Here is a 21,448-nt window from a genome sequence, read left to right as displayed (position 1 = left end):
AGCAACAGACTAGCCGTTCGCGTGGCGCGGCTTACCCGTTGTGTTTTTCAGTGCTCGCTGGGCCTGATGGCAGGGTCGCTTTCCACCACCTCATGGGTCGCTAACCAGTACGGCTGCCGATTGTAGTAGCTGTACGTTGACTCCCCCCACTTCGCATCCGCCATCGTCGGCCAGTGGTCCTTGTCGAAACCCGGGTCGTCCTTGAGGCGCTGTGCCGTGATGTCGACGACGAAGCACTTCTCGTTCGTATCGAGAGTCAGTGCGCTCCATGGAATGGCATGCAGGTTAGAACCCATTCCGAGGAAACCTCCCTCAGAAAGTACTGCATAGGCGATGCGTCCGTTCCTGACGTCGAGCATGATGTCTGAGATTTTCCCCACGTGTTCGCCATCAGAGGACATGACCTTGTCCCCATCGAGCGTTGCTGCGGCCATGATGTCCGGCCCCGGTCCTTCACCCACACCACCGCCGACGATGTCAGCTCCGCGTCGGGTGCCACCTTGCGGATTGATTGAGCCCATGATTCACCTCCTTCGAAAAAGGTACTCCAGTGGTGCGCAAGCGGTGTTCCCGAGCCGTCGGCCGCAGGCCTGCTTCCCTTGCTTTCAAGATAACCCGAGCTCGTCCCTCAAGGCACGGGCTCGAAGGCCGCAAAGGTCGGACGGTCCGGTTATGAAAATTGGCGACAAGCTTTAGGGCAGGAGTTTTTACAAGCAGTCCCCGTTTTGGATATCGCGCAGTAAGCGGGATGCTCTCATTCCGCTCGAATATCGCCGAGGCATAGCACCGATTGCGACAACTTTCGCTTACGGAGACTCGGATGCTGAGTTAACGGCGGCAAGGCCTGAAGAACGTTGCATTGTTCCCATTCCTGTCCGAGCGGGGAAAGAACGGAGAGGTTTGGTGACGACTAAAGTTTTTCCTGAACTCCACCGCCAGTCACAGCTGCGAATACTGCTAACTGCGCCCAAAGTTTTGAGGATATTGGTTGCCACCGGGAAACTGCCGGCGCGGGCACATTCACGCGGGTTTGAGGACTGGACAAACGCTTCGCCAACAGCGAGTCAATGGCGGATTCCAGGGCATCCACGTCGACGGGCTTGGAAAGAAAAACATTCCACAGCGTGGATTTTTCTTTTGGCGGGACGCGACCGGACGCCGTGACCACGGGAATCTGGGCAAGTGCGGGATAAAACTTCAGCCGTTCGCACAAGGCAATTCCGTCCATACCTGGCATGTTCCAGTCCGTCACTATCAAATCGGGAAGGTACCGCGCTGCCTTGTCGAGGGCTGCCTCCCCGCCTTCCGCGAGGAGTATGCGTAACCGCGTCCCTCCAGGATAATCTGAAGCAGTCAGAGCGAATCCACTTCATCGTCGACGAGCAGGATAGTAGACATGTAAGTAGTCCGGAGGCAACCTGATTTCCGCAACGAATATGCCTGTCAACTTTCCAGAGTTGTGTCGCTTCATCGCGCGTTGCCCTGCGTCAAGCTTGCGCAAGGCCAAAGCCCGATAACGGTGTCCAGCGTTTTTCCGTCTCAATCTGCCTGCTGGCGATGTGAACGTCACCGCACTGCTTTCGTTTCTGTCCGATACAGCGCGTCGCTCGCTCCTCCGATATCTGCCGCGAATCTGTCTGCTTGCACACGGAATTATCTGACAAAGGTCAGACGCGCTCGGCGTGCAAGCAGGCTACGAAAAGTTTCTCTAGGAATTCAAAAGGCCGGCCTTTCCGGTCGATACTACAACGTCCGCGGCTTAGCAGTTACGCGGGCGCCGGCTTGAGCCGGTATGCCGACAGTGACGCTGGTCTATCGGGTGGACACCTTCGGACGAGTTATGCACAGATTTGTGAACAGATTTTGTGGGTAACTCGTGCGTTCCGCAGCGCAAGTGGATAAGTCTTGACTCACATGCATGCGAACCGCTGGCCGTCGAAGCCTCGCATAGGTAGACCGATCTTAAGCGGGACCGGGAGGGATCCGCTCAAACAATTCAGTTCCCCAGGCACGATGCATGCGAAGTCGGAGGCGTCTACGAACGGCTGATCAATGTGACCGATGATACAGGCTTCAAGGAAGCTCTCGGCTTTCTGGTGACCCGCGAGATCGCACACCAGAAATCGTTCGAGAAGGCTTTGCACTCGATCCAGCCAAACTTCCCGCAAGGCAAGTTGCCGGGCGTCCCAGAATTCACCAACGTCTACTACAACATGTCCAACGGAGACGACGCGCCGCGCGGTCCGTGGAATGAAGGACCGGGCTGGGAGTTTGTCGAAATGCCGGAACCGTCAGTCGACGGTGGCGACGGCCTCGCAAATGTTCGGGTGTCTGAAAAAGAAGTCGAGATGTTGAGTGCGATGACATCGCGAACGGCTTTTGCAACTGAAACCAATCCGGTCACCGGTGCCGACCTGGGCGCCGGGCAGGATACAGCCGTATCGAAGTAAAAGCGTTAGCAGCAGAAATCAAGGTCGCCGGCACCTCAATACCGGCGACGGCGGAACCTGTTCGGTCTCAGCGCAGTGCGAGCGGGGGCGAACAGGTCGTCCCCAAGATGCCGTATCACGGCGCTGTGCGCGCCTCACCACAACGGAGCCTTTATGTACCCTGATACCATGAACCAGCTTTCCCCACGTCAACAGGACGCTGTCGTCGAAGCAGCCTTCGACTGCACTACGGAGGTCTTTGCCGGTATTGAGAAAATTGTCGAATTGAATGTCCAGACTGTGAAAACCTCATTGTCCGAGCAGCAGGCGTTGGCCGACGCGGCACTTTCTGCCCGATCCCTCAGTGAGGTAATTGATCTCCAGTCGCAGCAATTCCCGGCCTCCGTTAAAAAGACCTTCGCGTACTGGCGGCATGTCGAGGACATTGCGGTTCAAACACGAGACGGGTTCTTCGGGGTAATGGAGGAGCACTTCGGAGGCTCGCTTCAGCCGTTCGCGGAGATGTTCGACGTCACATCAGTCGGATTCGCCGCTCTGGAGCGGCTCGGCGGGTCGAGCCTGCTTGTCATCGCGCAACCGGCGACTGGCGACGCCGAGCGGGTGGCAATCGTGGACAGTTCGGGTAAGTTGGTTTCTTCGGATGATGCAAGGGGCGACTTGCACAAGGATTGAATCGGCCGGCGGGCGTGCATCGCTTCATTCCGTCGGCGTAGACGCGTGAGGTTAGGAGCGCGCTACGGCGCGAGCTGTCGAGTTGCACGGCGGTCGAGCAAGAATTGCTAGCCGCCATGCGCTCTCGCACGGCCTGCGGAGCAGTTATGTCGCTCCGCACAGCTTGTTCGCCTGCGACGAGTCGACGGAACGGCCGGTGTGAGTGAGCGGTTGTTGCGCTCACAGTTGGTAGCGGTCCTATGCCAACGAGCCAATGGCGAGAGAAAACCCATGAACTCGAGCTTCGAAAACAGGGAATGCCGGGAAGATCCGACCGCAGGCCAGCACAGGCGCCTCTAGAACTGGGCGCCTGTCCACGCGCTTGTCGTGGACGATTCGTGCCCGTCGGCCGGCGCTCTGAGCGCATACCTGCAAGTCGGCGGCATGAGGGTGCGAACTCGTCTACCACAGGTCGGACGCCCCGAGGGACGCGAAGGCATGGACACCTGATTGCATTGTTCTGGATGTCGCCATGCCCGGCCTATCCGGATTAGGCGTCGCAGCGGCGCTCCGGGGAATCGGGACGACCGGAAAGAGTCCTCTTCTGGCATTTACTGCATTCGGTACCGCCGACTACATCCAGGAAATGAAGGAGGTTGGTTTCGACGCCGTCTGCCGCAAGCCTGCTGAGCTAACCCAGCTCGAAGGCATGGTCTTCAAGCTGCTCGGCCATGAATCGGTCGATGGCTTTCAGTTCGTGCCGTCCACCTCGGAGCTGGTGCCGACCCCATCCCGGCCTAGACCTGGTTGTTCGACAGTAACGCGGTGTCAAAAGGGACGCGACGCGCTCAACTGCGGCTCGCCAATTGCGACCTTTTCGTCGTTCACTGTCGCCGAACGCTAGGATACGCCCCGCGATCGGCGGCACGGTGGCGCCTAATGCCAGAACAGCGCGATTAGAATGATGATGGGAATGGGTACCCCGAGCATATAAAGAAGAATTGAGCGCATAAACACCTCCTTCGGTAAATGAATTGAAGTTTCAATCAGAGCTGGCGTACGCGGCCGCCATGAGTTGCCATCAGACTCGCAGAGAATGCGCCCATCAGCAGCGAGATGAATAACCACAACGATGCGCCGATTGTGACTTTGCGTGCCTTGTCGGCGGCATCCTTAGCGGCAGCATCGAGGGCAGCGATTTTCTGCAACAGGCGCGTGTAGGTGGTCACCACACGAGCTTTTGCAGCTTCTTGTGTAAGGCCAGTATGCTGCGCAACAAGCTGGCCTAAATAGGCAGTGTCTTCCGGCGACAGTTGATCGCCCATTGCCGCGCTGTTAAGGAAGATTCGTGCCGTTTCCGCACGCGGCATCTCGTTGCCGCCGGCTACGGTCGCGGGGGCCGCGAGTGACGAACCGGCGGGCATCCGGAACAGCGAATCGACAAAGTAGCCGAGCGGCCACGTATTCGTCGCGGCCTCTGCATTGCCGCGTTGCATCGTCCCCATCGTAAAGGAGCCGCCTGCCGCGGCGGTTGTCGCGGCGGTCTGCGCGCCGGCCCGCACGGTGCCCGACACGGCCGATGTCAGTATGGCGGCGGTAACGAGCGTCGCCACGGCCCAGCTCAGGAAACCATGCGCCGTGTCCCGGAAGTGGACTTCATCGGCGTCGACGGCCAGCCAGCGGCTGCGTAACCGTCCCGCCAGATAGCCACCTAATCCTGACGTGAGAATCGAGGTGACGCATACCCATACTACAGCGGCGACACCGAACGCTTTCGCATTCGAGGCGCCCGATGACCACGGGGAAATCGACGTTAGGCCGAGGCCGGTGCCTAACGTCAGCAGGATGAGCGCGAACGCGGCCGCACCGACGCCGCCGGCGAACACGGCTCCCCATGAGACCGCGGCCTCGTGTTGACGGACTAGCTGCGCAGGATCTTTCGTGGCCAGCGTATAGTCCGCTGGATCTCTTGTGTTGTTCATTGACAGCCTCCATGACCTTGTTGATACCGCCATTGTCGATATGCCGCCCCGTTCGGCATCACTGCGACGCCGTGAGGGGGCAAATCGCCTGCGTATGTCGCATTTTTTGTGCCGCTTGTGCCCGGCAGCCGTCTGTGATGCGCGTTTGGCGTGGGCGTGACTGACGCCAGATCAGGTGTCGTCGCGTCCGTATTTCCACGTTCCGTTTCCCGACTCTGCGTACTGGCCCGTCAGGTGGTAGGCATGGGGTTTGCTCGACATAGCGTTCTACCGCAGCATTCACCCGTAGCAGCCAACCGCATGACCGAGGAGATCAGTATGGAAGCGACGAAACAGGACAAGACCGAGACCGGATCCGGCTCGCACGATGCACTAGCCTTTCTTGAAGCGGAGCATCGTTCAGTTGAAAAACTGTTCGAGGCGTTCGGGAAGGTCGCCGACGACGACCTTGACGCGAGGTCGGCGCTTGTGCAGCGCGCCTGCGAAGAGCTATCCATCCACGCGATACTCGAAGAGGAGCTGCTTTATCCGGCCGCACAGGAGGCGTTGGCCGACAGCGACAAGATCGACGTCGACGAAGCGTATATCGAGCACTTCCTCGTCAAGACGCTGATCGCGAAGTTTGAAACGCTGAAACCTTGCGACAAGGGCTTCGACGCGACCTTCAAGGTGATGAGCGAGATGGTGGGCCATCATGTCGAGGAAGAAGAGGAGGAGCTCTTCCCGGAACTGCGCAAGTCGAAATGCAATCTCCGCGCGCTCGGCGAAAAGCTGGCAAAACGCAAGGCGGAGTTGCAAAGCAAGCTCGATGCAGTGGGCAGCGGATCGGTAGGCGACAAGACTGAGATGCTCTGAGTCCTGCAGCGCAATAGCAGATCGCGCACGCCAACCGGAGATAAAAAGTTCATGACGCTGAAGCAGCGGCTTCGCGGCGTGCGCAAGACGAAGCGTGACATGTTCGGCATCGCCCGATTGCGTGCCGGCCAGGAGGACATCATTCGCAGCGTGCTGGAGCGGCGTGACACACTTGCGACGGTGCCGACCGGCGCCGGCAAATCCCTCTGTTATGAATTACCGGCATTACATCTCGACGGTACGACGCTCGTCGTGTCGCCACTCATCGCCTTGATGAAGGATCAGGCGGACAAACTGCTGGCGGCGGACATCGAGTGTACGTTGGTCAACAGCACGTTGCGCAGCCGCGATGAACGGGAGGCGTTGCAGCGCATTCTGGACGGGAAGAGCGGCATCATCTTCGTCACGCTGGAGCGGCCCCGCATTCATGAAGGTATTGCGGGCGGGTGCAGGACATAACATGGGTCTGGTAGTGGTCGACGAAACGCATTGCGTGTCGCAATGGGGCCACGACTTCCGGCCGGCGTTTCTTGAGATTGCCTGCGCCGTCAAGGCGCTCGGCCAACCGCCGGTGCTTGCGCTGACTGCGACCGCGACTCCGCCTGCGCTGGACGACATCACGCGTTTGTTGCGGATGCGCGATCCGCGCGTGGTCCGCACGGGTACGTTGCGGGATAACCTGCGTTATCGTGTCGTGCAGCTCAGCGTAGGGGGCGGCCAAGACGGCGTTACGCGCGCCACACAGGCCAAGCGCGAGCAGCTGCGCGGAGTGATCGCGTCGAACGCCGGAGCCGGCATCATCTACACAGCGACGATACGCGACGCAGAGGAGATTTACGGCTGGCTCGCAGAAGCTGGCGACGCCGCGCAGGAGGCATTCATGTCGGGCACGACCCGGGTGATGGTCGCGACCAACGCGTTTGGCTTGGGTATCGACAAAGCCGACATCCGCTTTGTCATCCACTACCAGATGCCTGGCAGCGTCGACGCCTACTGGCCGAGCGGGCCGCGACGGGCAACCCGCCGATTGCGTGCTGCTGTTCGGTCTGAACGACCGGCGTGTTCAGCAGTTCTTTCTCGCCGGCAGGTATCCGAGCGTCGAACTGGCGCAGCGTGTCTACGACATGCTCGCGGCACGCTGCAAAGATGCGCCGGAAGGTGTCACGGTCGCGGAGCTCAAGGACGCGTTGCCGGAGGTGGGCGGCGGCAAGCTGGAGGTGGCGATCGGCATGCTGCTCAATGGCCGTATCGCGGGCGGCGACCGGCAGCGACGCTATCGTCTGCGGGCACGCGATGGCGGGCAGGGTAGCACGCGTGATGCGATGGCGAAAGCCGCCGCACGATTCGAAGCGATGAGCGACCACGATAAGGAAACGCTGCAACACATGATCGATTACGCGCCGACTGGCCAGTGCCGTTGGCGCGCTATCCTCCCGTACTACGGCGATACACCGGCGATGCAGCACTGTGGCGTATGTGACAACTGCATGAGTCCTCCGCAGATTGCACCGGCGGAGCAGTCGATCGCCGTGGGCGACACAGCGTTCAACGCGAACGCATCGACCCGATCGCCGAAGTCACACTCGTGGTCGCCCGGCGACGTGGTCTGCGTGCCGAGGTTTGGGGCGGGAGAAGTCGCGTTGGCGAGCGGCGAGCAGGTAGCGATCGTATTTCCGGACGGCAGAACACGGACCTTTATGTCGAATTTTCTGAAGGCGGTCCGCCGTGCGATCTAGTTCGCGTGTGTGGCGATTGACGTACGGACAAAGACGAGCGTCAACGTCGTGCTCCTGTAATCGACTCGCTTTCCTGCACGCTCTCTCTTAACCCGGTGAGCATTGAATGAAAATTTACGTGGCTACGAACAACATCAAAGGGGCTAAACGGCACATCGGCATCGCGAAGACGATGAAAGCGATGAGACTTGCCGGGCAGCGGGAGCGTCCCGAACGACGAAGGCAGGAGCGTGCCCGATGCGCGGGGTGCATATGTTCGTCGGTATTTGCTGAACCACCGGGCAAACGATCCTCTGGGAGTCTTGCCCTCCAAGGGCAAGCCGGCGGGCATATTCGTTGCGCATAAAGGTTCTCACCTGATATTTTCAGAGTACATCATGATCATCTCCAGGGCACTTTACGGCGACCGGTTCGTAGTCTTCCGCGGAGGGCCGGCACGTCGTTCTGGCAGCCGCCGACGCGTAGCGGCGGCGGCCAGTTTCAAATGGCGCGAGCCCTGCACCTTAATGTACCGGCGATAAACAATTGCGTCCTGCCTCCGTAACCAAAACGCACGGCGATTTCAAAAGACATGCCGCAGCAGTCCCGGTCGTAACCCCCTGTCATGACCGCAAGAGAGCGCGTCCCAGGCGAATTTGCGGCGCGACGAGTTCTGCAACGGGCTAACGGCTAGCCGGGCCGCGGTTGAGTCGGGGTGGGGGAACGTTTGGCGAGTCTGAACTGACCTGACCGCGCCGTCCCAGGATGCAAGTCAGACAGATCTGAGAATCACTTTCCGGACAGTTCCGCCTAGAAACGCGGTGATCCCCGAACGGCTGGCAATTCCGATTGTGCGCCGAGGTCCGAGGACGATTGCGCCGACGCACAGTGCAACCAGCAGCGTGACGCGCGGTGCGTCCGCAAGCGAAGCGATCACGTCAACTGCGGGAGACCGCGTCCGCCCGTGCACGGCCGGGACTGATGGTGGCGTGCAATTTGCCGCAAGCAATGCTGCGCGTGATGCCGCCATGCGCAGCAGTATGGCAGTCTCGGCTTCCCGATCGGTAGATGCGCGGCTCATTTGAGCGCTTCCTTCAACGTGTCGAGGTCGCTCCGGATCTCCCTTTGCAGAACATGAAGCGAGCGGCCGGGTTTCTGAGCGAGAACGAGGAGCAGGGAGATAAATGACACGATCAGCCACATCGCGGCGACGCCCCATACCACGGGAAGAAAATAGGGCGTCCTCCAAGCCGTCGCGATGATCGCAATGCACACAAACGAAAGAGTGAAAAGGCCAGCGACGGCCAGGGCAACGAGTGCGCTTAACTCGCGGACCAGACATTTCCTGGTCTCTTCAAGTTCGACACCGAGTAGCTCACCATAATCAGTGGCTCGTTCGACGCAGAATCTGCCGACGTTTCGCCACCTGGTGACTTTCGAACGGATGGACATTGCGGCACTCCTCGGGGCTGGCTGGTTGCGGAAACGCCGTGGCGGCGCGCCAGGGGCTTGTCGTCTGCACCTCTTCGGTCTCGTTGAGGGCAAGACGCGAATAGCCTTACTCCCGATCTCTCCAGTCGCTCCGAACGTTATCGGGCCTCGTGCGATTCGCTGCGTGTAGCGCTCCGAGGATAAAGCCCACGCCGGCGGCAATCGCCAGCGCTGCGAGCGGCCGCTCCACAGTAGACTCGCGTACGACATCCGCAAAATCGGCATAGAGTTGCTGCGCTTTGCCACCCAGTTCCTTCGCTGTTCCGCTAAACTGCGCACCGGCATTGTCCAGCAGGTTCCCGGCGGCTTGCTGTACGTCGCCAGCAACTTCCCGTAGCGTTCCTTCTCCTTTCGTCGTTTCCATTGTCTGCTCCTCGAGTGAGTGCGGCCGGGCCGCACGGGTAAATTACGCCAGTGTGTGAAAATCGCGAACCGCGCCTCTCTGCAAGGCAAAGAATAGGCATCGGGATAGCGTACCAACTGGTGCGCAAGAGTTGGGCCCAGCTCGACAATTCGTTGACACGCGAATACGAACGGCGGGCGCTCTCCGTATCCAGCTGCCGGTGTCATTTCGTTAGTCTGACGCAAGGTGCTGATCCAGTCGTCCAGCTGGACTAGCATGAAAGCAATGCCACGAAGCGCGCATGGCCGGTCCGGCGCGATAACGCGCGGTGGACCCGACAAGCCGAGCGGACGGAAGAAACCCGCTGACTCCTTGGTGTTTTTTAGGAACGCCTCGTCGCCTCTGCGACGTGGCTGTTGGAGTGCGCTTGGGCAGACGGGAAAGAACGCTTCAGTGGCGCCCGCACCGATCGTGCGTTCAGGGGCTGAGCATGAAGCACAACATGGCGAGCGCGGCTGCGCCCATCGCAATCGTTGCAGCCCATCCCGTGACGCGCAGGCGCGTAGGAATGGTGAAGCTACCCATGATTTTTGGATTCACTGCCATGAACATGATCAGTCCCATGATCGGGACGGAAACCACTCCGTTGATCACGGCGCTCCAGTAAAGCGCCTTGATGGGATCGATTTTTGTAAAGCCGATCCCGAGACCGATCAGAGTCGACAGGGCGATGATGCCGTAGAAACGTTTCGCCAGTTGCGGTTTCAGCGCGAGGCTGTTGCGCCAGTTGAACGCGCCCGCCATCGCGTAGGCTGCAGATCCTGCAAGCACTGGCAGCGCGAGCAGGCCTGTGCCGACGATTCCCAGACTGAACAGAGTGAAAGCGAACCGACCTGCAATGGGCTTCAGCGCGACAGCGGCCTGCGAAGACGTCTGTATGTCAGTCACGCCGTGCGCATTCAGGGTTGCCGCAGTCGTCAGGATAATGAAAAAAGCAACCACGTTTGAAAATCCCATCCCGATCCAGGTGTCGATCCGAATGCGACGCAGGTTGGCCCGACCCTGGCCAGGCGCATTCTTGAGTGCACGCTGGCCCGATTCGGCGCGCATCTCTTCTACCTCCTGCGAAGCCTGCCAGAAGAACAGGTACGGACTGATGGTTGTACCCAATACAGCAACGACCGTCGTGAGGTAATCGCTTTTCCAGGACAGGTGCGGAATAAAGGTACGAACCAGCACCGTTTGCCACGGGATCTGGACGACAAACACCGTGGCCACGTAAGCGAACAGCGCGAGTGTCAACCACTTCAGTACGCGAACATAACTGCGATAGGGAACGAAGAGCTGCAGCAGTACGGAAATGAATGCAAGCGCGACGGTGTAAATGCGCATTGGACCGCCGATTACCAGGTTGACCGCCGCGCCCATTGCCGTGAGGTCGGCCGCGATGTTGATTGTGTTGGAAACCAGGAGGAGGACTACGGAGCCGTAGAGCAGCCACGCGGGATAGTGGCGCCTGATGTTTGTCGCCAGCCCGTGACCGCTCACGCGCCCCAATCGTGCACTGACTATCTGGATGGCGACCATCAGCGGATAGGTGATGATGATGGTCCACAACATGTTGAAGCCGAACTGCGCACCCGCCTGCGAATAGGTCGCGATACCGCTCGGATCGTCGTCCGCGGCGCCGGTAACCAGGCCCGGACCGAGCTTTTCCAGCCACGACTGAACCTCGGGATCCGGCTTGTCGGACGGGTCGATGTCGATGTCCATTTCGGCGCCTTTGGGAAAAGTGCGTGGCATGTACTACGAGCGGGGAAAGTCTGCCCCCTGAACCTTTCATGAAGCGACTGCATGTCACGCTGGGCGCGTCGAAGCCTCCCACGGGGTGTCCGGTCCCGCCGGTCAGCAACCGACGCCAGGCGTTGCCTCTGACGCTTCGGACTCGCTTTTTTTTCGCAGCACTTCGCCGGTCTCCCGCAACTCACTGCGTCCGACCACATCATCCGGGCCCGGACTCCGGTCGCACGCCGGGCACCCGGGTTTCATTTCCGCAAACAGTCGGTCTTCTCCGTCGTACGTCCCGGTATGGGTCAACCCGCGCAGCCACGCCTTATGCCAACCGTTTGAAAAAACGCCTGCGTCTATTGTTTCGATGAGGGCTCCGCGATGTCCGCATGGGCATTCGAGGTAAGTGAAGATCCGCGTTTTCATGAAGGCCTCCCGCCGGTTTCCATCAAGCGCAGCATGAATCGGGCCACCAAATAATTCACGAATCCGCGGTGCGCGAGCATCTTTGCGCTATCCAGCTCTGCGCTCCGCTTGATTTCCCGTAACCGGTACAAAGCGGCGGCCAGTACGGCGAAGGCGCGCTGCGCGTTGGCGGCCAAACAGTCGGCTATTACAGCACGGCTGGCGGTTCGTTCGGTCTGCAAATCGGCGCGCAGTCCAAAGCAATCATTTTCCTGTTCATGACACAGGATGCGCTCGACCGCTTCCGCAACAGCGATGGCTGGGCAGTCGGCGCCGACGCGACGGTCGCCGTGGTGAAAGTCGGGGCGAACGGCAATATCGATACGTCAACCGCGACTGACCCGATACAGGCCTTCGTGCTGACCAATGCGGGCCTGATGGCCGGCGTGTCGCTGGAAGGCACCAAGGTCACGCGGCTCAGGATCTGACACGCTGGGTCCTGGCGGTCCAGGCGACGCGTATCTGAATTCGGGCAATGCTTTCAGCGAGTCCCGGGTGGCGCCAGGCAAACGCATCTGTTTATCGACGACGTGCAGACTGTCAAAGGGCACCGCGACCTGGTGGGTACCGGGACCGGGAATACCACCGACGGACAGAATGGCGTAGGTCACGCGATCTTTGGGGCTCACAACCAGATCGTCGATCGTTCCGATCGTGTCCGTGCGCTCGTTGTAGACGGTCGAGCCGATGACCCTGGAGGCCCTGTATCCGGACGTCAGCTGAACGACATCGCCCCGGGTCGTGTTGATCGATTGCACCGTCCCCTGGGCCCGCAGGGTGTCAGTGACAAAAGCGTTGGCGAGCATCAGCGCGCACTTAACGATCGCGAACTTCGTATCGACCTCGCTACGTGTCAGTCAACGAAGGAGCGAATGGGGCCGCCAGGCGCGATCGTGCCGTTCGCGGCGAAAGCCATGCTGCTCACTGCACGCGCTCCTGCCACTCTCAGTTTGCGCCTCATTGCGGCGAGCCGACAGTCGTCATGCGCGGAGCGCGCCGGTTGTATCACGCAATGTAATTTCGTACTCCCCAATGCACTCACTTTATCGGTCCGGCGGGGACGGAGACGGCGACATGGCGCAGCGGCAACGGCGCGGCCAGGCACGCCGTTTGCGCAAATTGTTGAGCCTGCCCAGTAGGGGCGGTAACCCATCCATGGATCAGTTTTGCACTGGAGGTCGGCCATGAACAAGGATCAGGTCAAGGGGACGGCGGAGAAGGTCAAGGGCAAGGTGAATGAGGCGGTTGGACACGCAACGGGCAATACGAAACAGGAAGTCAAGGGCGATGTCCAGCAAGCGGCGGGCGCAGCACGGAAGAAGGCGGGCGATGTCAAGGAGGCCGTCAAGGATACGCCCCGGAAGCCCGTCTGAAAAGAGGGTCCTCAGACAGGTCAGGACCGCGCTCAGGACGGCGTTCTGATCTGTCGATGCGCGGGCCAACGTACGGTTTCGCTGGCCCGTTTCCGTTTCTCCTGTCGCGTCCTTATACGCGCACGGTCTGCGCGAAGTACCTGAACGGAGTTGCCAGATGCGTATCGCGCAGATTGCGCCGTTGCATGAAGCGGTGCCGCCGAAGCTCTACGGCGGCACGGAACGCGTGGTGTCGTACCTCACCGAGGCACTGGTCGGGCTGGGGCACGACGTCACCCTGTTCGCAAGCGGTGACTCACGGACAGGCGCGCATCTCGAAGCCGCCTGGCCGCACGCCCTGCGGCTCGATCCTGGAATCTCCGATACGTTTGCCCCGCACCTGTTGCTGCTCGAGAAGGTGCGGCGCGTCGCCCATACGTTTGACGTCCTGCATTTCCATCTGAGCTATTTGCCGTTCCCGACGTTTTCGCAGCTCGTCGTGCCGTTCGTGACCACGCTGCACGGGCGTCTCGATCTGCCGGAACTGCAGCCGGTGTTCGACATGTTCCCGCAGGCGCCGGTCGTATCGATTTCAGATTCGCAGCGGGTCCCGTTGCCGCACGCGAACTGGCTCGACACCGTCTATCACGGTCTGCCGGAAAAGCTGCTGACGCCACAGTCTTCGGCACAACCGCGATATCTGGCTTTCCTCGGCCGGATCTGTGCTGAAAAACGTGTTGATCTCGCCATCGAGATCGCCGCCCGCGCCGGACTGCCGCTGAAGATTGCGGCGAAGGTGGACAGGGCCGACGAAGCGTATTTCCGGGACGTGATCCAGCCGCTGCTGTCGCAGCCGCATATCGAATTCGTCGGCGAGATCGATGACACAGAGAAATCCGGATTCCTCTCGGGCGCCCGCGCGCTGCTGTTCCCGATCGACTGGTCCGAGCCATTTGGCCTGGTGATGATCGAGGCGATGGCATGTGGCACGCCCGTCATTGCGTTCAATCGGGGCTCGGTACCGGAAGTGATTTCACACGGTGTGACAGGCTATATCGTCGATGATGTGACAGGAGCGGTCGATGCCGTGACACGCCTCGACATGCTGTCCCGAACGGAAATCCGTGCGGCCTTCGTGCACCGCTTCACCGCCAGGGCCATGGCACAGCATTACATGAGCATCTATACAGCGCTCGTCCAGACAGCAGGATCGCCGGCATTACGTCAGGCCGTCGTCGGGTGACCGGACGGGGAATGCCATCGCCCCGGACCGTTACTGGTCCGGCCGTGCCGCGCCTGCCGTCAGTAGATCGGAAACACGAAGTCCGGCGTCGGCGTAAAACGGATGCCGGAGCCCGGACAGATGACGCGCCCCCTGACGGCGACCCGCTGCCCCAGATAAGGCAGCAGAAGCAAAGGGTCCGGCGCGCCAGCCTTGCCGAGCACGATGTCGGTCACGACCCTGTCGTTGCACGGCGAGGTTGACGGACGGTCCAACCGGAGCGACGTATGGTCGCCCGGCACGTCTTGTCCGCTGCCCCGCTGGATCGTGCCAGTGATCCAGATGTCCTGTTGCAACGGCAACGTTTTCAGGGGCGGCTCGGCGGCCACCGCCGCAGCAGTTGAGCCGGCGGCCAGCACGGCCGACGCGAGCATTGTCTGCAAGCGTTTTTCATGATGCGGCTCCCATCTGGCTTGTGCAGTCCCGGGCATCCCGGAGCTGGCTGGTCTGGTTCAGAGTCGGTTCACACCGCACCCTTCACAGCACAACTATTAGCCAGCCTTCACGCCGAGCATACGAAAGCCCGACGAGTGCTCGCTCGGGTGTGCCCTATGACCCGCCTCGGGGCGGCTGCCGCCGCGAAGCAATGCCATCACCCTACGGTCACTGGATTGGCGGCACAACGCCCAGCTTCTCGGCCAGCATGCGCTCGTACACGCCGAAGTGCAGATTGACTTCATCCTGACTGACAGTCGTCACGGTGATGTTCACCTGCTCCGGCAGCAGGCCGAGCACAACCGCGATGGCCGCCTCCAGGTGGGGTGCACAGACGCTGTCTTCCATCAGGGTCGTGCCGACGGCGATATCGTAGGTCTGTTCCTGCTGGAAGACGATCTCGACCAGCCGCGCGCGGGCGCTCATGTTGTTGTCGATCGCGAGGCGTACGACCTCCGTCACGCTACGCATCAATTCCGTCGGAAAGCCTCTGGTCGAGCGCAGCCGGACGCGGTGTCTGCCAAGCGTGAGCCAGTCCGAATCGAATTCCATGGTGTCCTCCGGTTCCCGGTGCAATGCACCGCGATAATAGGAGTTGGCAGGCGATTTTCAAGACCGGAATTTCACCACCACCCCTTGAATTTTTCACTGTAGCGCCTATCTTGGATATCGCTCAGGCAGACGCGCCGGTGGTATCAGGCGCGCTGCGTGTTTCGATCTGTTTGCCAGCAGCTGGCAGGCGGGCTGGAGCGCGTAGGCCCGTTCGCCTCCATGCTGCGTTCAGGAGGATACGACCATGAGTGATCTCTATTCCGGAACCGACCTGTTCAGTGAGTTCGACCGTCTGCAGCGCCAGATGGTGAGCCTGTTCGGCGGCTTTCCTTCCAGCATCCGTTCCGGTCGCTTCGGCGCCTTTCCTCAGATCAACATTGGCGCGACCGACGGCTCGATCGAGATCGTCGCGTTCGCGCCGGGCGTCGATGCCGCCGCGCTCGACGTGTCGATCGACAAGGGGCTGCTGACGATTGCCGGCGAGCGCAAGCCGGCGCGGCAGGATGCCAGTGGTGACACCCGCGATGACCAGGCCCGCGACGACATCCGCACCTATGCGCAGGAGCGCTTCACAGGCGCGTTCCGGCGCGTGATCGAACTGCCGCAGAACGCGGACCCCGACAAGGTGCAGGCGCGCTATGCCAACGGCTGCCTGTCGATCACCGTCGGCAAGCGCGAAGCGTCCAAGCCGCGGGCCATCGCCGTCCAGTAACGCCAGTCATTCAAGGAGCAAGCCATGAACGACAGAACACAGGTTGCTGAACGCGACCAGAAAGCCGTAGCACGACGCGAGGGCGACCAGCCGGCACGGCGGATGACACTCACACCGGCCGTCGACGTGTTCGAGGATAGCCAGGGCATTACGCTGTGGGCGGACCTGCCAGGCGTCACAAAGGACAAACTCGACGTGAAGGTGCACGACGGCAATCTCTATATCGAGGCCGAAGCGGTCGTGCCGACGCCCGCCGGTCTGCGGCTGCAGCACGCCGAGATCCGTGAACCGCATTTCGCCCGCGCGTTCTCGCTGAGCCCGGACTTCGACACATCGAAGATCGATGCGAACCTGCAGGACGGCGTGCTGAAACTGACGATTCCGCGTCGCGACGAAGCACGGCCGCGACGGATCGAGGTACAGACGAACTGAGCCCGCAAGACCCGCAACGACGACAGGAGAAAAGCCGATGGCGACCACGAGGTCGCCACCGCCCGGCTCGTGGGGGCGCGAATACACGATCAGCACTTGGGCTGTGACGCTGCGCCGGTTCGCAGGCGGACCAGGCGTCGCCGATGGATATCTGGCGCCGATCAGCATCAGGTGTGATGCACAGCTGTTGGCCGACTGGTATCTGCCGCGTCAGGGCCAGCGGGAGCCGGTCGCCGCAAAGGCTTAGCGCGACGCCCCGCCGCACGCCGTCAGGCTGACTGCGAGCAGTGCATTCGCGAGCGCAGAACGCGTGGCGACGGTGACCGCCGGGTGGCAGTCCAGGGACGTCAGCAGAAACGTGGCAGTGTGAGCGCAATGATGGACATCTGGCTCTCCTGTCAGACCATCGAGGAGCATACGATGAACACCGACCTGAAAAAGTGGAACCCTTTCAAATTTCTCCGCGGTGCAGGACGCAAGCCGGAGGCGGACAGTGCGCAAAGCCCGCCCGACAGCGAACCGTCACGTGTTCCGTGGCCTGACATTTCGCGACTTTTCCCCCGTGATCCGTGGCGTGCGATGGAGGATTTCTTTCACGATCCGTTCTCGGCGCGCGGCGCGCTTGAACGATGGTTTGGCGACTTCAGTTCATCGCGTTTCCAGCCGCGCATCGACGTGGTTGACGAGGGGAAGATACTGCGCGTGACCGTCGAACTGCCAGGCATGGAGCGGGAGGATCTGACCGTTACCGTCGAGGACGGAGCGCTGGTGTTGCGCGGCGAAAAGAAACAGGATGTGCACAGTGAGGAGGACGGCTGCTATCGGCTTGAGCGCGCATATGGAGCCTTCACGCGTACGATCCCGATGCCGGAAAATGCCGATCCGGACCACGCTCTCGCGAAGTTTGACAAGGGCGTGCTGACGTTGACGGTGCCGAAACAGGAGCAGCAGCGAACCGCGAGCCGCACGATCGATATTGGCTAGCCTTGGGCGGCGACGTGGCGCTTGCGGGGTGACTGGATCGGAGTAGCCCGGGTCGTTAGCTCAGCTGGTAGAGCAGCGGACTTTTAATCCGTTGGTCACTGGTTCGAATCCAGTACGGCCCACCTCCCGATGCGGCGGACTCGAGCAGTCACTTGCCCGAGGAATTGACACATCCATATTGCGTAGGCGCGCCGACGATCCGATGTGCCGGCGTGGGACGGGGCAGAGATGCAGCGATGAGCTACTTCCGCGGCGTTATGAGGCGCCCCCGGGATGGACCGTGGTTTGCCCGCTGGGCGAATCAAACCGTGCGAATGTTCCAGTTGCGCTGCGTCGTATCCATGGTTGAGGTGCGCATGCTTGAACATGTCGCTGTTGTCCGTTTCTTGTTCGAACTGGTTTTCCCGATCGCTGCTCGTCAGTGATGCGTGGCGCAGGTTGTCGCGCACGGTACGTCGTTCGGCGCCGCCGTCGGCCTGTGGGTCAACGCGATTGCCGGGGCCAACCGTCCGGAGCCGGGTTCATGGGTCGTGCTTCGCCGGACCGGGCTCCGCGGCAGGCGGCGTCTCCCAGTTCATGCGGTGGCGTTTCACCGTTTCGCGATGGCGTTTGTCCTCTTCCTCGTGCAAGTAAAGGCTCGTGGTGTTCAGTGACACGTGACCGAGATTGTCGCGCACCGTGCGCAGGTCGACGCCGCCGTCGGCCTGGTGCGAGCCCGAGGTGTGACGCAGCCAGTGCGCCGACGCCCGGTCCAGTTCTATCAAAAGTGCCTTGTACGCGAGATCAATCTGTGCTGCGCGAACGAACTACGGGGCAGTGACCACCAACAGTGTGACGAGGGGATATTGCATCGTGCTGCAGAGCGCTTCTGCCCGTGAGTGGGCCTGTTCAAAAACCCTGCGTAAGTGCTTGATTTTAATAGGACGCGTGTGAACATTTTGGGCCTCCAAAATACGTCTCTAAATTGCACTAACAGACTGAAAATAAAAGAGAATATCCTGATATTCTGGGCCATACCACTTCGATACGCGTCGCCAGCTGGTGGAGCTGCGCGGCACGCCGATTCATCTGTCTGGCACGCAGTACCGGCTGGCGTCGCTGTTCTTTTCGAATATCGGTCGCGTACTGTCGCGCGATCACATCTTTGCGATGGTGTGGGGACGCGAATTCCGCGAGTTCACCCGCACGATCGACAGCCATGTGTCACGGCTGCGTGTGCTGCTCGCAATCGAACCTGAAAACGACTTCCGGCTGCAGCCGGTGTACAAGAGTGGTTACCGGCTGCTGTATCTGCGGGCAGAACAGCGGCCGGATCAACGGCTCAACGAACAGTCGAAACCGACGGAAACGAAACGGGCGGCTTGAGCCGCTTCGACGCGGTCAGCATCATCAGACATGAAAAAGGCAGCGCACATAGCGCTGCCTTTTTTCATCGGCCGCTCGACCGGTCAGCTCTTGCCGCCAATCGTGTCGATCGGCTTGAACGCGCCCTGCTGCACCTTATAGATTGTCACGGGCGCGTCCTTCAGATCGCCCTTCAGGTCATAGGCGATATTGTCGGACGTGACGCCCTTGATGCTCGTCTTTCCCAGATACGCGTTGTAGACCTTTGGGTCGGTCGAATTCGCGCTCTTCATCGCGGTCAGTAGCGCAATCGTGCCGTCGTACGAATACGGCGAGTACGTCACCGGTTCTTCGTGGAAGCGTGCCTTGTAGCGCGATTCAAACCCCTGGAAGCCTGGCATGCGCTGGTTCGGCAGGCCGCCCATATAGACGATCGACCCTTCCGCCGATGTGCCGCCCACCTTGAGGAACGTCGGCGATTTCGACATCTCGCCCGTGATGAACGCGGACTGGATGCCGAGCTGTCGCATCTTGCGGATCATCGGCGACGACTGCGCGTCACCGCCGCCGTAGAACACGGCGTCCGGATTCATGCCCTTCAGGTTGGTCAGAATCGCGGCGAAGTCGAGCGCCTTGTCGTTCGTGAAGTCGCGCTTGATGACGGTGCCGCCCGCTGCCTGCACGGCTGCGGCGAATTCGTCGGCGATGCCCTGGCCGTACGCGGTGCGGTCGTCGATGATCGCAATGCGTTTGTATTTCAGGTTCTTCACCACATACGTGCCCATGATGCTGCCGGCCTGCGAATCGCTTGTCAGTAGACGGTACGTGGTCTTGTAGCCGCGCGCCGTGTATTGCGGCGACGTCGCCATCGAAATTTGCGGCAGACCTGCGCGATCGTACAGATCGGAGGCGGGGATGCTCGTGCCCGAGTTGAAGTGTCCGATCACGCCGTGCACGTCGCCGTCGATCAGCCGTTGTGCGACGGTGGTGCCGGTGCGCGGGTCGGCCTGGTCGTCCTCAGATGCCAGTGCGAACGTGACCGGCTTGCCACCGATTACCGGATGCGTTGCGTTGAAATCGTCGATGGCGAGTTGCGCGCCTTTCTGCATGTCGATACCGTAGTTCGACTGCGGACCGGTCAGCGGTGCGGCGAAACCGATCTTGACGACATCCGTCGCCGACGCCTGCGCGCCTCCCCAGACCAGTGCCGTTGCGATGCCGATATGCAATACCTTGAGCTTCACTTTCACTCCCCCTGCGTGTGGATGAACCCCGGCGGTTCCGTCGGGGTCTCGTAACAAGCGTTGTGCTGCGACTGCTGGATTGCTTTATTGCTGTTTGATGCGTGGTTGCTTCGCGAATGCAGCGCTGTCCGCAACGCTCAGAGCTTCGGCAGCGTCGGACGCGTCTCGATCGAATGACGGATCAGTGCTTCGACGCTCTTGCGCTCATCACCCGCGAGCGGCAGGCGCGGCGGACGCACCGGCTCCGTGCCGAGCCCCACAATTGTTTCGGCAAGCTTGATGTTCTGCACGAGCTTCGCCGACACATCCAGCGCGAGCAGCGGCGCGAACCAGCGGTAGATCGCGCGTGCTTCTTCGATACGGCCGGCCTTGAGCAGCTTGAAGATCGCGACGGTTTCATGCGGAAACGCGCACACGAGGCCCGCGACCCAGCCGTGCGCGCCCATCAGCACGGCTTCCATCGCGAGGTTGTCGACGCCGCACAGGATCGCGAAGCGATCGCCGACGACATTGATCAGATCCGTCACGCGTCGCACGTCGCCGCACGATTCCTTGATCGCGACGATCTTCGGTTCATCGGCGATTTCCGCGAACATGTCCGGCGTCATGTCGACGCCGTACGCGAGCGGATTGTTGTAGATCATCAGCGGCAGCGCGCTCGCGTCCGCAATCATGCGGAAGTGGTTCAGCGTCTCGCGACGGTCCGACAGATAGCGCAGGCCCGGCAAAACCATATAACCGGCCGCGCCGCGCTTCACGCCGGTTTCCGCCTGACGGCAGCCGTCGAGCGTGCTGTTTTCAGCGATGGTGAGCAGCACCGGCACACGGCCCCGCGATGCGTCGACGGCGATGTCGAGCACCTCGAGCTTTTCATCGAGCGACAGCGTGGACGCTTCGCCGAGCGAGCCGCACACAATGATCCCGTCGACACCGGCGTCGATCTGCGCTTCGATGTTCTTCTTCGTCCATACGCGATCTATGCTGAAATCCGCGTTGAATTTGGTGGTGACTGCGGGCAATACGCCTTCCCAGATATGCGCCACGACTGCTCTCCTGATTGTGATGAGTCGATCGCAGTTTAAGCAGGGAAAAATCTGTCGTCTTGCGTGATTCGCGCGCATCGAATGACGATTTCGGCACAGGAGATTCGCGTAAAAACCCTGATAAACATGACTGTATCGTTTGCGTGACGGGGCGTCTGTCGCACGGTGTCGAGGTTGCCGGACAGCGCGAATGGCGGGTTTCAACATAGCGCAGGACGTCGTGTTTCTCATGGTCCGCACACGAAACGGAGGCGGCGCGTACCAGCGACCGGCTGTGCGGAATGACTATGCTGAAATCGTCACAATCCGAGCGTAATGTCACCAAGAC

At 60.8% G+C, this 21,448-nt stretch carries 20 protein-coding genes, 1 tRNA gene and 5 pseudogenes; 14 read left to right on the top strand and 12 right to left on the bottom strand.

Translation table 11 applies throughout. The features are described from left to right. Nucleotides 1–47: 47 nt before the first annotated feature. Both P3T16_RS15925 and P3T16_RS15920 read right to left on the bottom strand, forming a co-directional pair. Complete coding sequence (locus P3T16_RS15925; protein ID WP_429342989.1) at nt 48–521, bottom strand: PRC-barrel domain-containing protein; 474 nt, start codon at nt 519–521, stop codon at nt 48–50. A 389-nt stretch (nt 522–910) separates the two neighbouring features. Further along, entirely contained in the window at nt 911–1,318 is a 408-nt protein-coding gene (locus P3T16_RS15920; protein WP_429343022.1) for a response regulator, read from the bottom strand. A 715-nt stretch (nt 1,319–2,033) separates the two neighbouring features. Here P3T16_RS15920 and P3T16_RS15915 point away from each other — a divergent pair. The 3 genes and pseudogenes from P3T16_RS15915 to P3T16_RS15905 form a co-directional block, all read left to right on the top strand. Next, a pseudogene (locus tag P3T16_RS15915) lies at nt 2,034–2,450 on the top strand (manganese catalase family protein); the annotation flags it as partial. A 153-nt stretch (nt 2,451–2,603) separates the two neighbouring features. Next, nucleotides 2,604–3,122, top strand: coding sequence for a phasin family protein (locus P3T16_RS15910; RefSeq protein WP_429342988.1), 519 nt, complete (start codon nt 2,604–2,606; stop codon nt 3,120–3,122). A gap of 511 nt (nt 3,123–3,633) precedes the next feature. Beyond that, entirely contained in the window at nt 3,634–4,005 is a 372-nt protein-coding gene (locus tag P3T16_RS15905; RefSeq protein ID WP_429342987.1) for a response regulator, read from the top strand. A 142-nt stretch (nt 4,006–4,147) separates the two neighbouring features. On the opposite strand, the gene P3T16_RS15900 is transcribed toward P3T16_RS15905, so the two are convergent. Then, nucleotides 4,148–5,083: a hypothetical protein gene (locus tag P3T16_RS15900; protein ID WP_429342986.1), complete on the bottom strand. Its 936-nt coding sequence runs from the start codon at nt 5,081–5,083 to the stop codon at nt 4,148–4,150. Nucleotides 5,084–5,401: 318 nt separating this feature from the next. On the opposite strand from P3T16_RS15900, the gene P3T16_RS15895 reads away from it, so the two are divergent. Together P3T16_RS15895 and P3T16_RS15890 are read left to right on the top strand one after the other, a co-directional pair. Continuing rightward, nucleotides 5,402–5,938, top strand: a complete 537-nt coding sequence (locus P3T16_RS15895) for a hemerythrin domain-containing protein (protein ID WP_429343021.1) — start codon at nt 5,402–5,404, stop codon at nt 5,936–5,938. 51 nt (nt 5,939–5,989) lie between these two features. Continuing rightward, a pseudogene (locus P3T16_RS15890) lies at nt 5,990–7,674 on the top strand (RecQ family ATP-dependent DNA helicase). 1,056 nt (nt 7,675–8,730) lie between these two features. On the opposite strand, the gene P3T16_RS15885 reads toward P3T16_RS15890, so the two are convergent. The 3 genes from P3T16_RS15885 to P3T16_RS15875 all read right to left on the bottom strand — a co-directional run bounded on the left by P3T16_RS15885 (nt 8,731) and on the right by P3T16_RS15875 (nt 11,260). Continuing rightward, complete coding sequence (locus P3T16_RS15885; RefSeq protein WP_171927251.1) at nt 8,731–9,105, bottom strand: phage holin family protein; 375 nt, start codon at nt 9,103–9,105, stop codon at nt 8,731–8,733. Nucleotides 9,106–9,211: 106 nt separating this feature from the next. Next, nucleotides 9,212–9,508: a CsbD family protein gene (locus P3T16_RS15880; protein ID WP_154567733.1), complete on the bottom strand. Its 297-nt coding sequence runs from the start codon at nt 9,506–9,508 to the stop codon at nt 9,212–9,214. A gap of 456 nt (nt 9,509–9,964) precedes the next feature. After that, the gene (locus P3T16_RS15875; RefSeq protein ID WP_429342985.1) at nt 9,965–11,260 is read right to left on the bottom strand and encodes an NRAMP family divalent metal transporter; all 1,296 of its coding nucleotides are present in this window, start codon (nt 11,258–11,260) and stop codon (nt 9,965–9,967) included. Between the two features lie 575 nt (nt 11,261–11,835). On the opposite strand from P3T16_RS15875, the pseudogene P3T16_RS15870 reads away from it, so the two are divergent. Beyond that, nucleotides 11,836–12,168 (top strand): annotated as a pseudogene (locus P3T16_RS15870) (BPSL1445 family SYLF domain-containing lipoprotein); the annotation flags it as partial. On the opposite strand, the gene P3T16_RS15865 reads toward P3T16_RS15870, so the two are convergent. Further along, nucleotides 12,067–12,546 carry a PRC-barrel domain-containing protein gene (locus tag P3T16_RS15865; RefSeq protein ID WP_097389073.1) on the bottom strand — a complete coding sequence of 160 codons (480 nt, stop codon included), beginning with the start codon at nt 12,544–12,546 and terminating at the stop codon, nt 12,067–12,069. The pseudogene P3T16_RS15870 and the gene P3T16_RS15865 overlap by 102 nt on opposite strands. Nucleotides 12,547–12,924: 378 nt before the next feature. Between P3T16_RS15865 and P3T16_RS15860 the strand changes: the two genes are divergently transcribed. Both P3T16_RS15860 and P3T16_RS15855 read left to right on the top strand, forming a co-directional pair. After that, complete coding sequence (locus tag P3T16_RS15860; RefSeq protein ID WP_154566557.1) at nt 12,925–13,113, top strand: CsbD family protein; 189 nt, start codon at nt 12,925–12,927, stop codon at nt 13,111–13,113. Nucleotides 13,114–13,270: 157 nt separating this feature from the next. Further along, the gene (locus P3T16_RS15855; RefSeq protein WP_429342984.1) at nt 13,271–14,335 is read left to right on the top strand and encodes a glycosyltransferase family 4 protein; all 1,065 of its coding nucleotides are present in this window, start codon (nt 13,271–13,273) and stop codon (nt 14,333–14,335) included. A 59-nt stretch (nt 14,336–14,394) separates the two neighbouring features. Here the strand turns inward: P3T16_RS15855 and P3T16_RS15850 are convergent, their stop codons facing one another. Both P3T16_RS15850 and P3T16_RS15845 read right to left on the bottom strand, forming a co-directional pair. After that, nucleotides 14,395–14,748 carry a hypothetical protein gene (locus P3T16_RS15850; protein ID WP_429343020.1) on the bottom strand — a complete coding sequence of 118 codons (354 nt, stop codon included), beginning with the start codon at nt 14,746–14,748 and terminating at the stop codon, nt 14,395–14,397. A gap of 229 nt (nt 14,749–14,977) precedes the next feature. Further along, a complete protein-coding gene (locus P3T16_RS15845; protein WP_429342983.1) occupies nt 14,978–15,361 on the bottom strand; it encodes a hypothetical protein in 384 nt (127 codons plus the stop codon). Between the two features lie 244 nt (nt 15,362–15,605). Here P3T16_RS15845 and P3T16_RS15840 point away from each other — a divergent pair, with 244 nt between their 5' ends. The 5 genes from P3T16_RS15840 to P3T16_RS15820 all read left to right on the top strand — a co-directional run bounded on the left by P3T16_RS15840 (nt 15,606) and on the right by P3T16_RS15820 (nt 17,611). Then, nucleotides 15,606–16,073, top strand: coding sequence for an Hsp20/alpha crystallin family protein (locus P3T16_RS15840; RefSeq protein WP_429342982.1), 468 nt, complete (start codon nt 15,606–15,608; stop codon nt 16,071–16,073). Between the two features lie 24 nt (nt 16,074–16,097). Next, entirely contained in the window at nt 16,098–16,505 is a 408-nt protein-coding gene (locus P3T16_RS15835; RefSeq protein WP_063499330.1) for an Hsp20/alpha crystallin family protein, read from the top strand. 37 nt (nt 16,506–16,542) lie between these two features. Then, nucleotides 16,543–16,752 (top strand): hypothetical protein, encoded by a 210-nt coding sequence (locus P3T16_RS15830; RefSeq protein ID WP_429342981.1) that lies wholly within the window; start codon nt 16,543–16,545, stop codon nt 16,750–16,752. Nucleotides 16,753–16,925: 173 nt separating this feature from the next. Next, nucleotides 16,926–17,489 carry an Hsp20/alpha crystallin family protein gene (locus P3T16_RS15825; protein ID WP_429342980.1) on the top strand — a complete coding sequence of 188 codons (564 nt, stop codon included), beginning with the start codon at nt 16,926–16,928 and terminating at the stop codon, nt 17,487–17,489. A 49-nt stretch (nt 17,490–17,538) separates the two neighbouring features. Further along, nucleotides 17,539–17,611 (top strand) — tRNA-Lys (locus tag P3T16_RS15820). A 399-nt stretch (nt 17,612–18,010) separates the two neighbouring features. On the opposite strand, the pseudogene P3T16_RS15815 reads toward P3T16_RS15820, so the two are convergent. Further along, nucleotides 18,011–18,265 (bottom strand): annotated as a pseudogene (locus P3T16_RS15815) (tyrosine-type recombinase/integrase); the annotation flags it as partial. Nucleotides 18,266–18,497: 232 nt separating this feature from the next. Here P3T16_RS15815 and P3T16_RS15810 point away from each other — a divergent pair. Further along, nucleotides 18,498–18,854 (top strand): annotated as a pseudogene (locus tag P3T16_RS15810) (winged helix-turn-helix domain-containing protein); the annotation flags it as partial. Nucleotides 18,855–18,937: 83 nt separating this feature from the next. Here P3T16_RS15810 and P3T16_RS15805 read toward each other — a convergent pair. Both P3T16_RS15805 and P3T16_RS15800 read right to left on the bottom strand, forming a co-directional pair. Further along, nucleotides 18,938–20,077: a branched-chain amino acid ABC transporter substrate-binding protein gene (locus P3T16_RS15805; RefSeq protein WP_429342979.1), complete on the bottom strand. Its 1,140-nt coding sequence runs from the start codon at nt 20,075–20,077 to the stop codon at nt 18,938–18,940. 137 nt (nt 20,078–20,214) lie between these two features. Further along, nucleotides 20,215–21,120: a dihydrodipicolinate synthase family protein gene (locus P3T16_RS15800; RefSeq protein WP_429255902.1), complete on the bottom strand. Its 906-nt coding sequence runs from the start codon at nt 21,118–21,120 to the stop codon at nt 20,215–20,217. Nucleotides 21,121–21,448 lie beyond the last annotated feature (328 nt).

The sequence above is a fragment of the Paraburkholderia sp. GAS42 genome, assembly GCF_050436565.1.
GTDB lineage: Bacteria > Pseudomonadota > Gammaproteobacteria > Burkholderiales > Burkholderiaceae > Paraburkholderia.
Note: the sequence above shows the minus strand (reverse complement) of the source record. Positions and strands in the feature narration are given on the sequence as shown.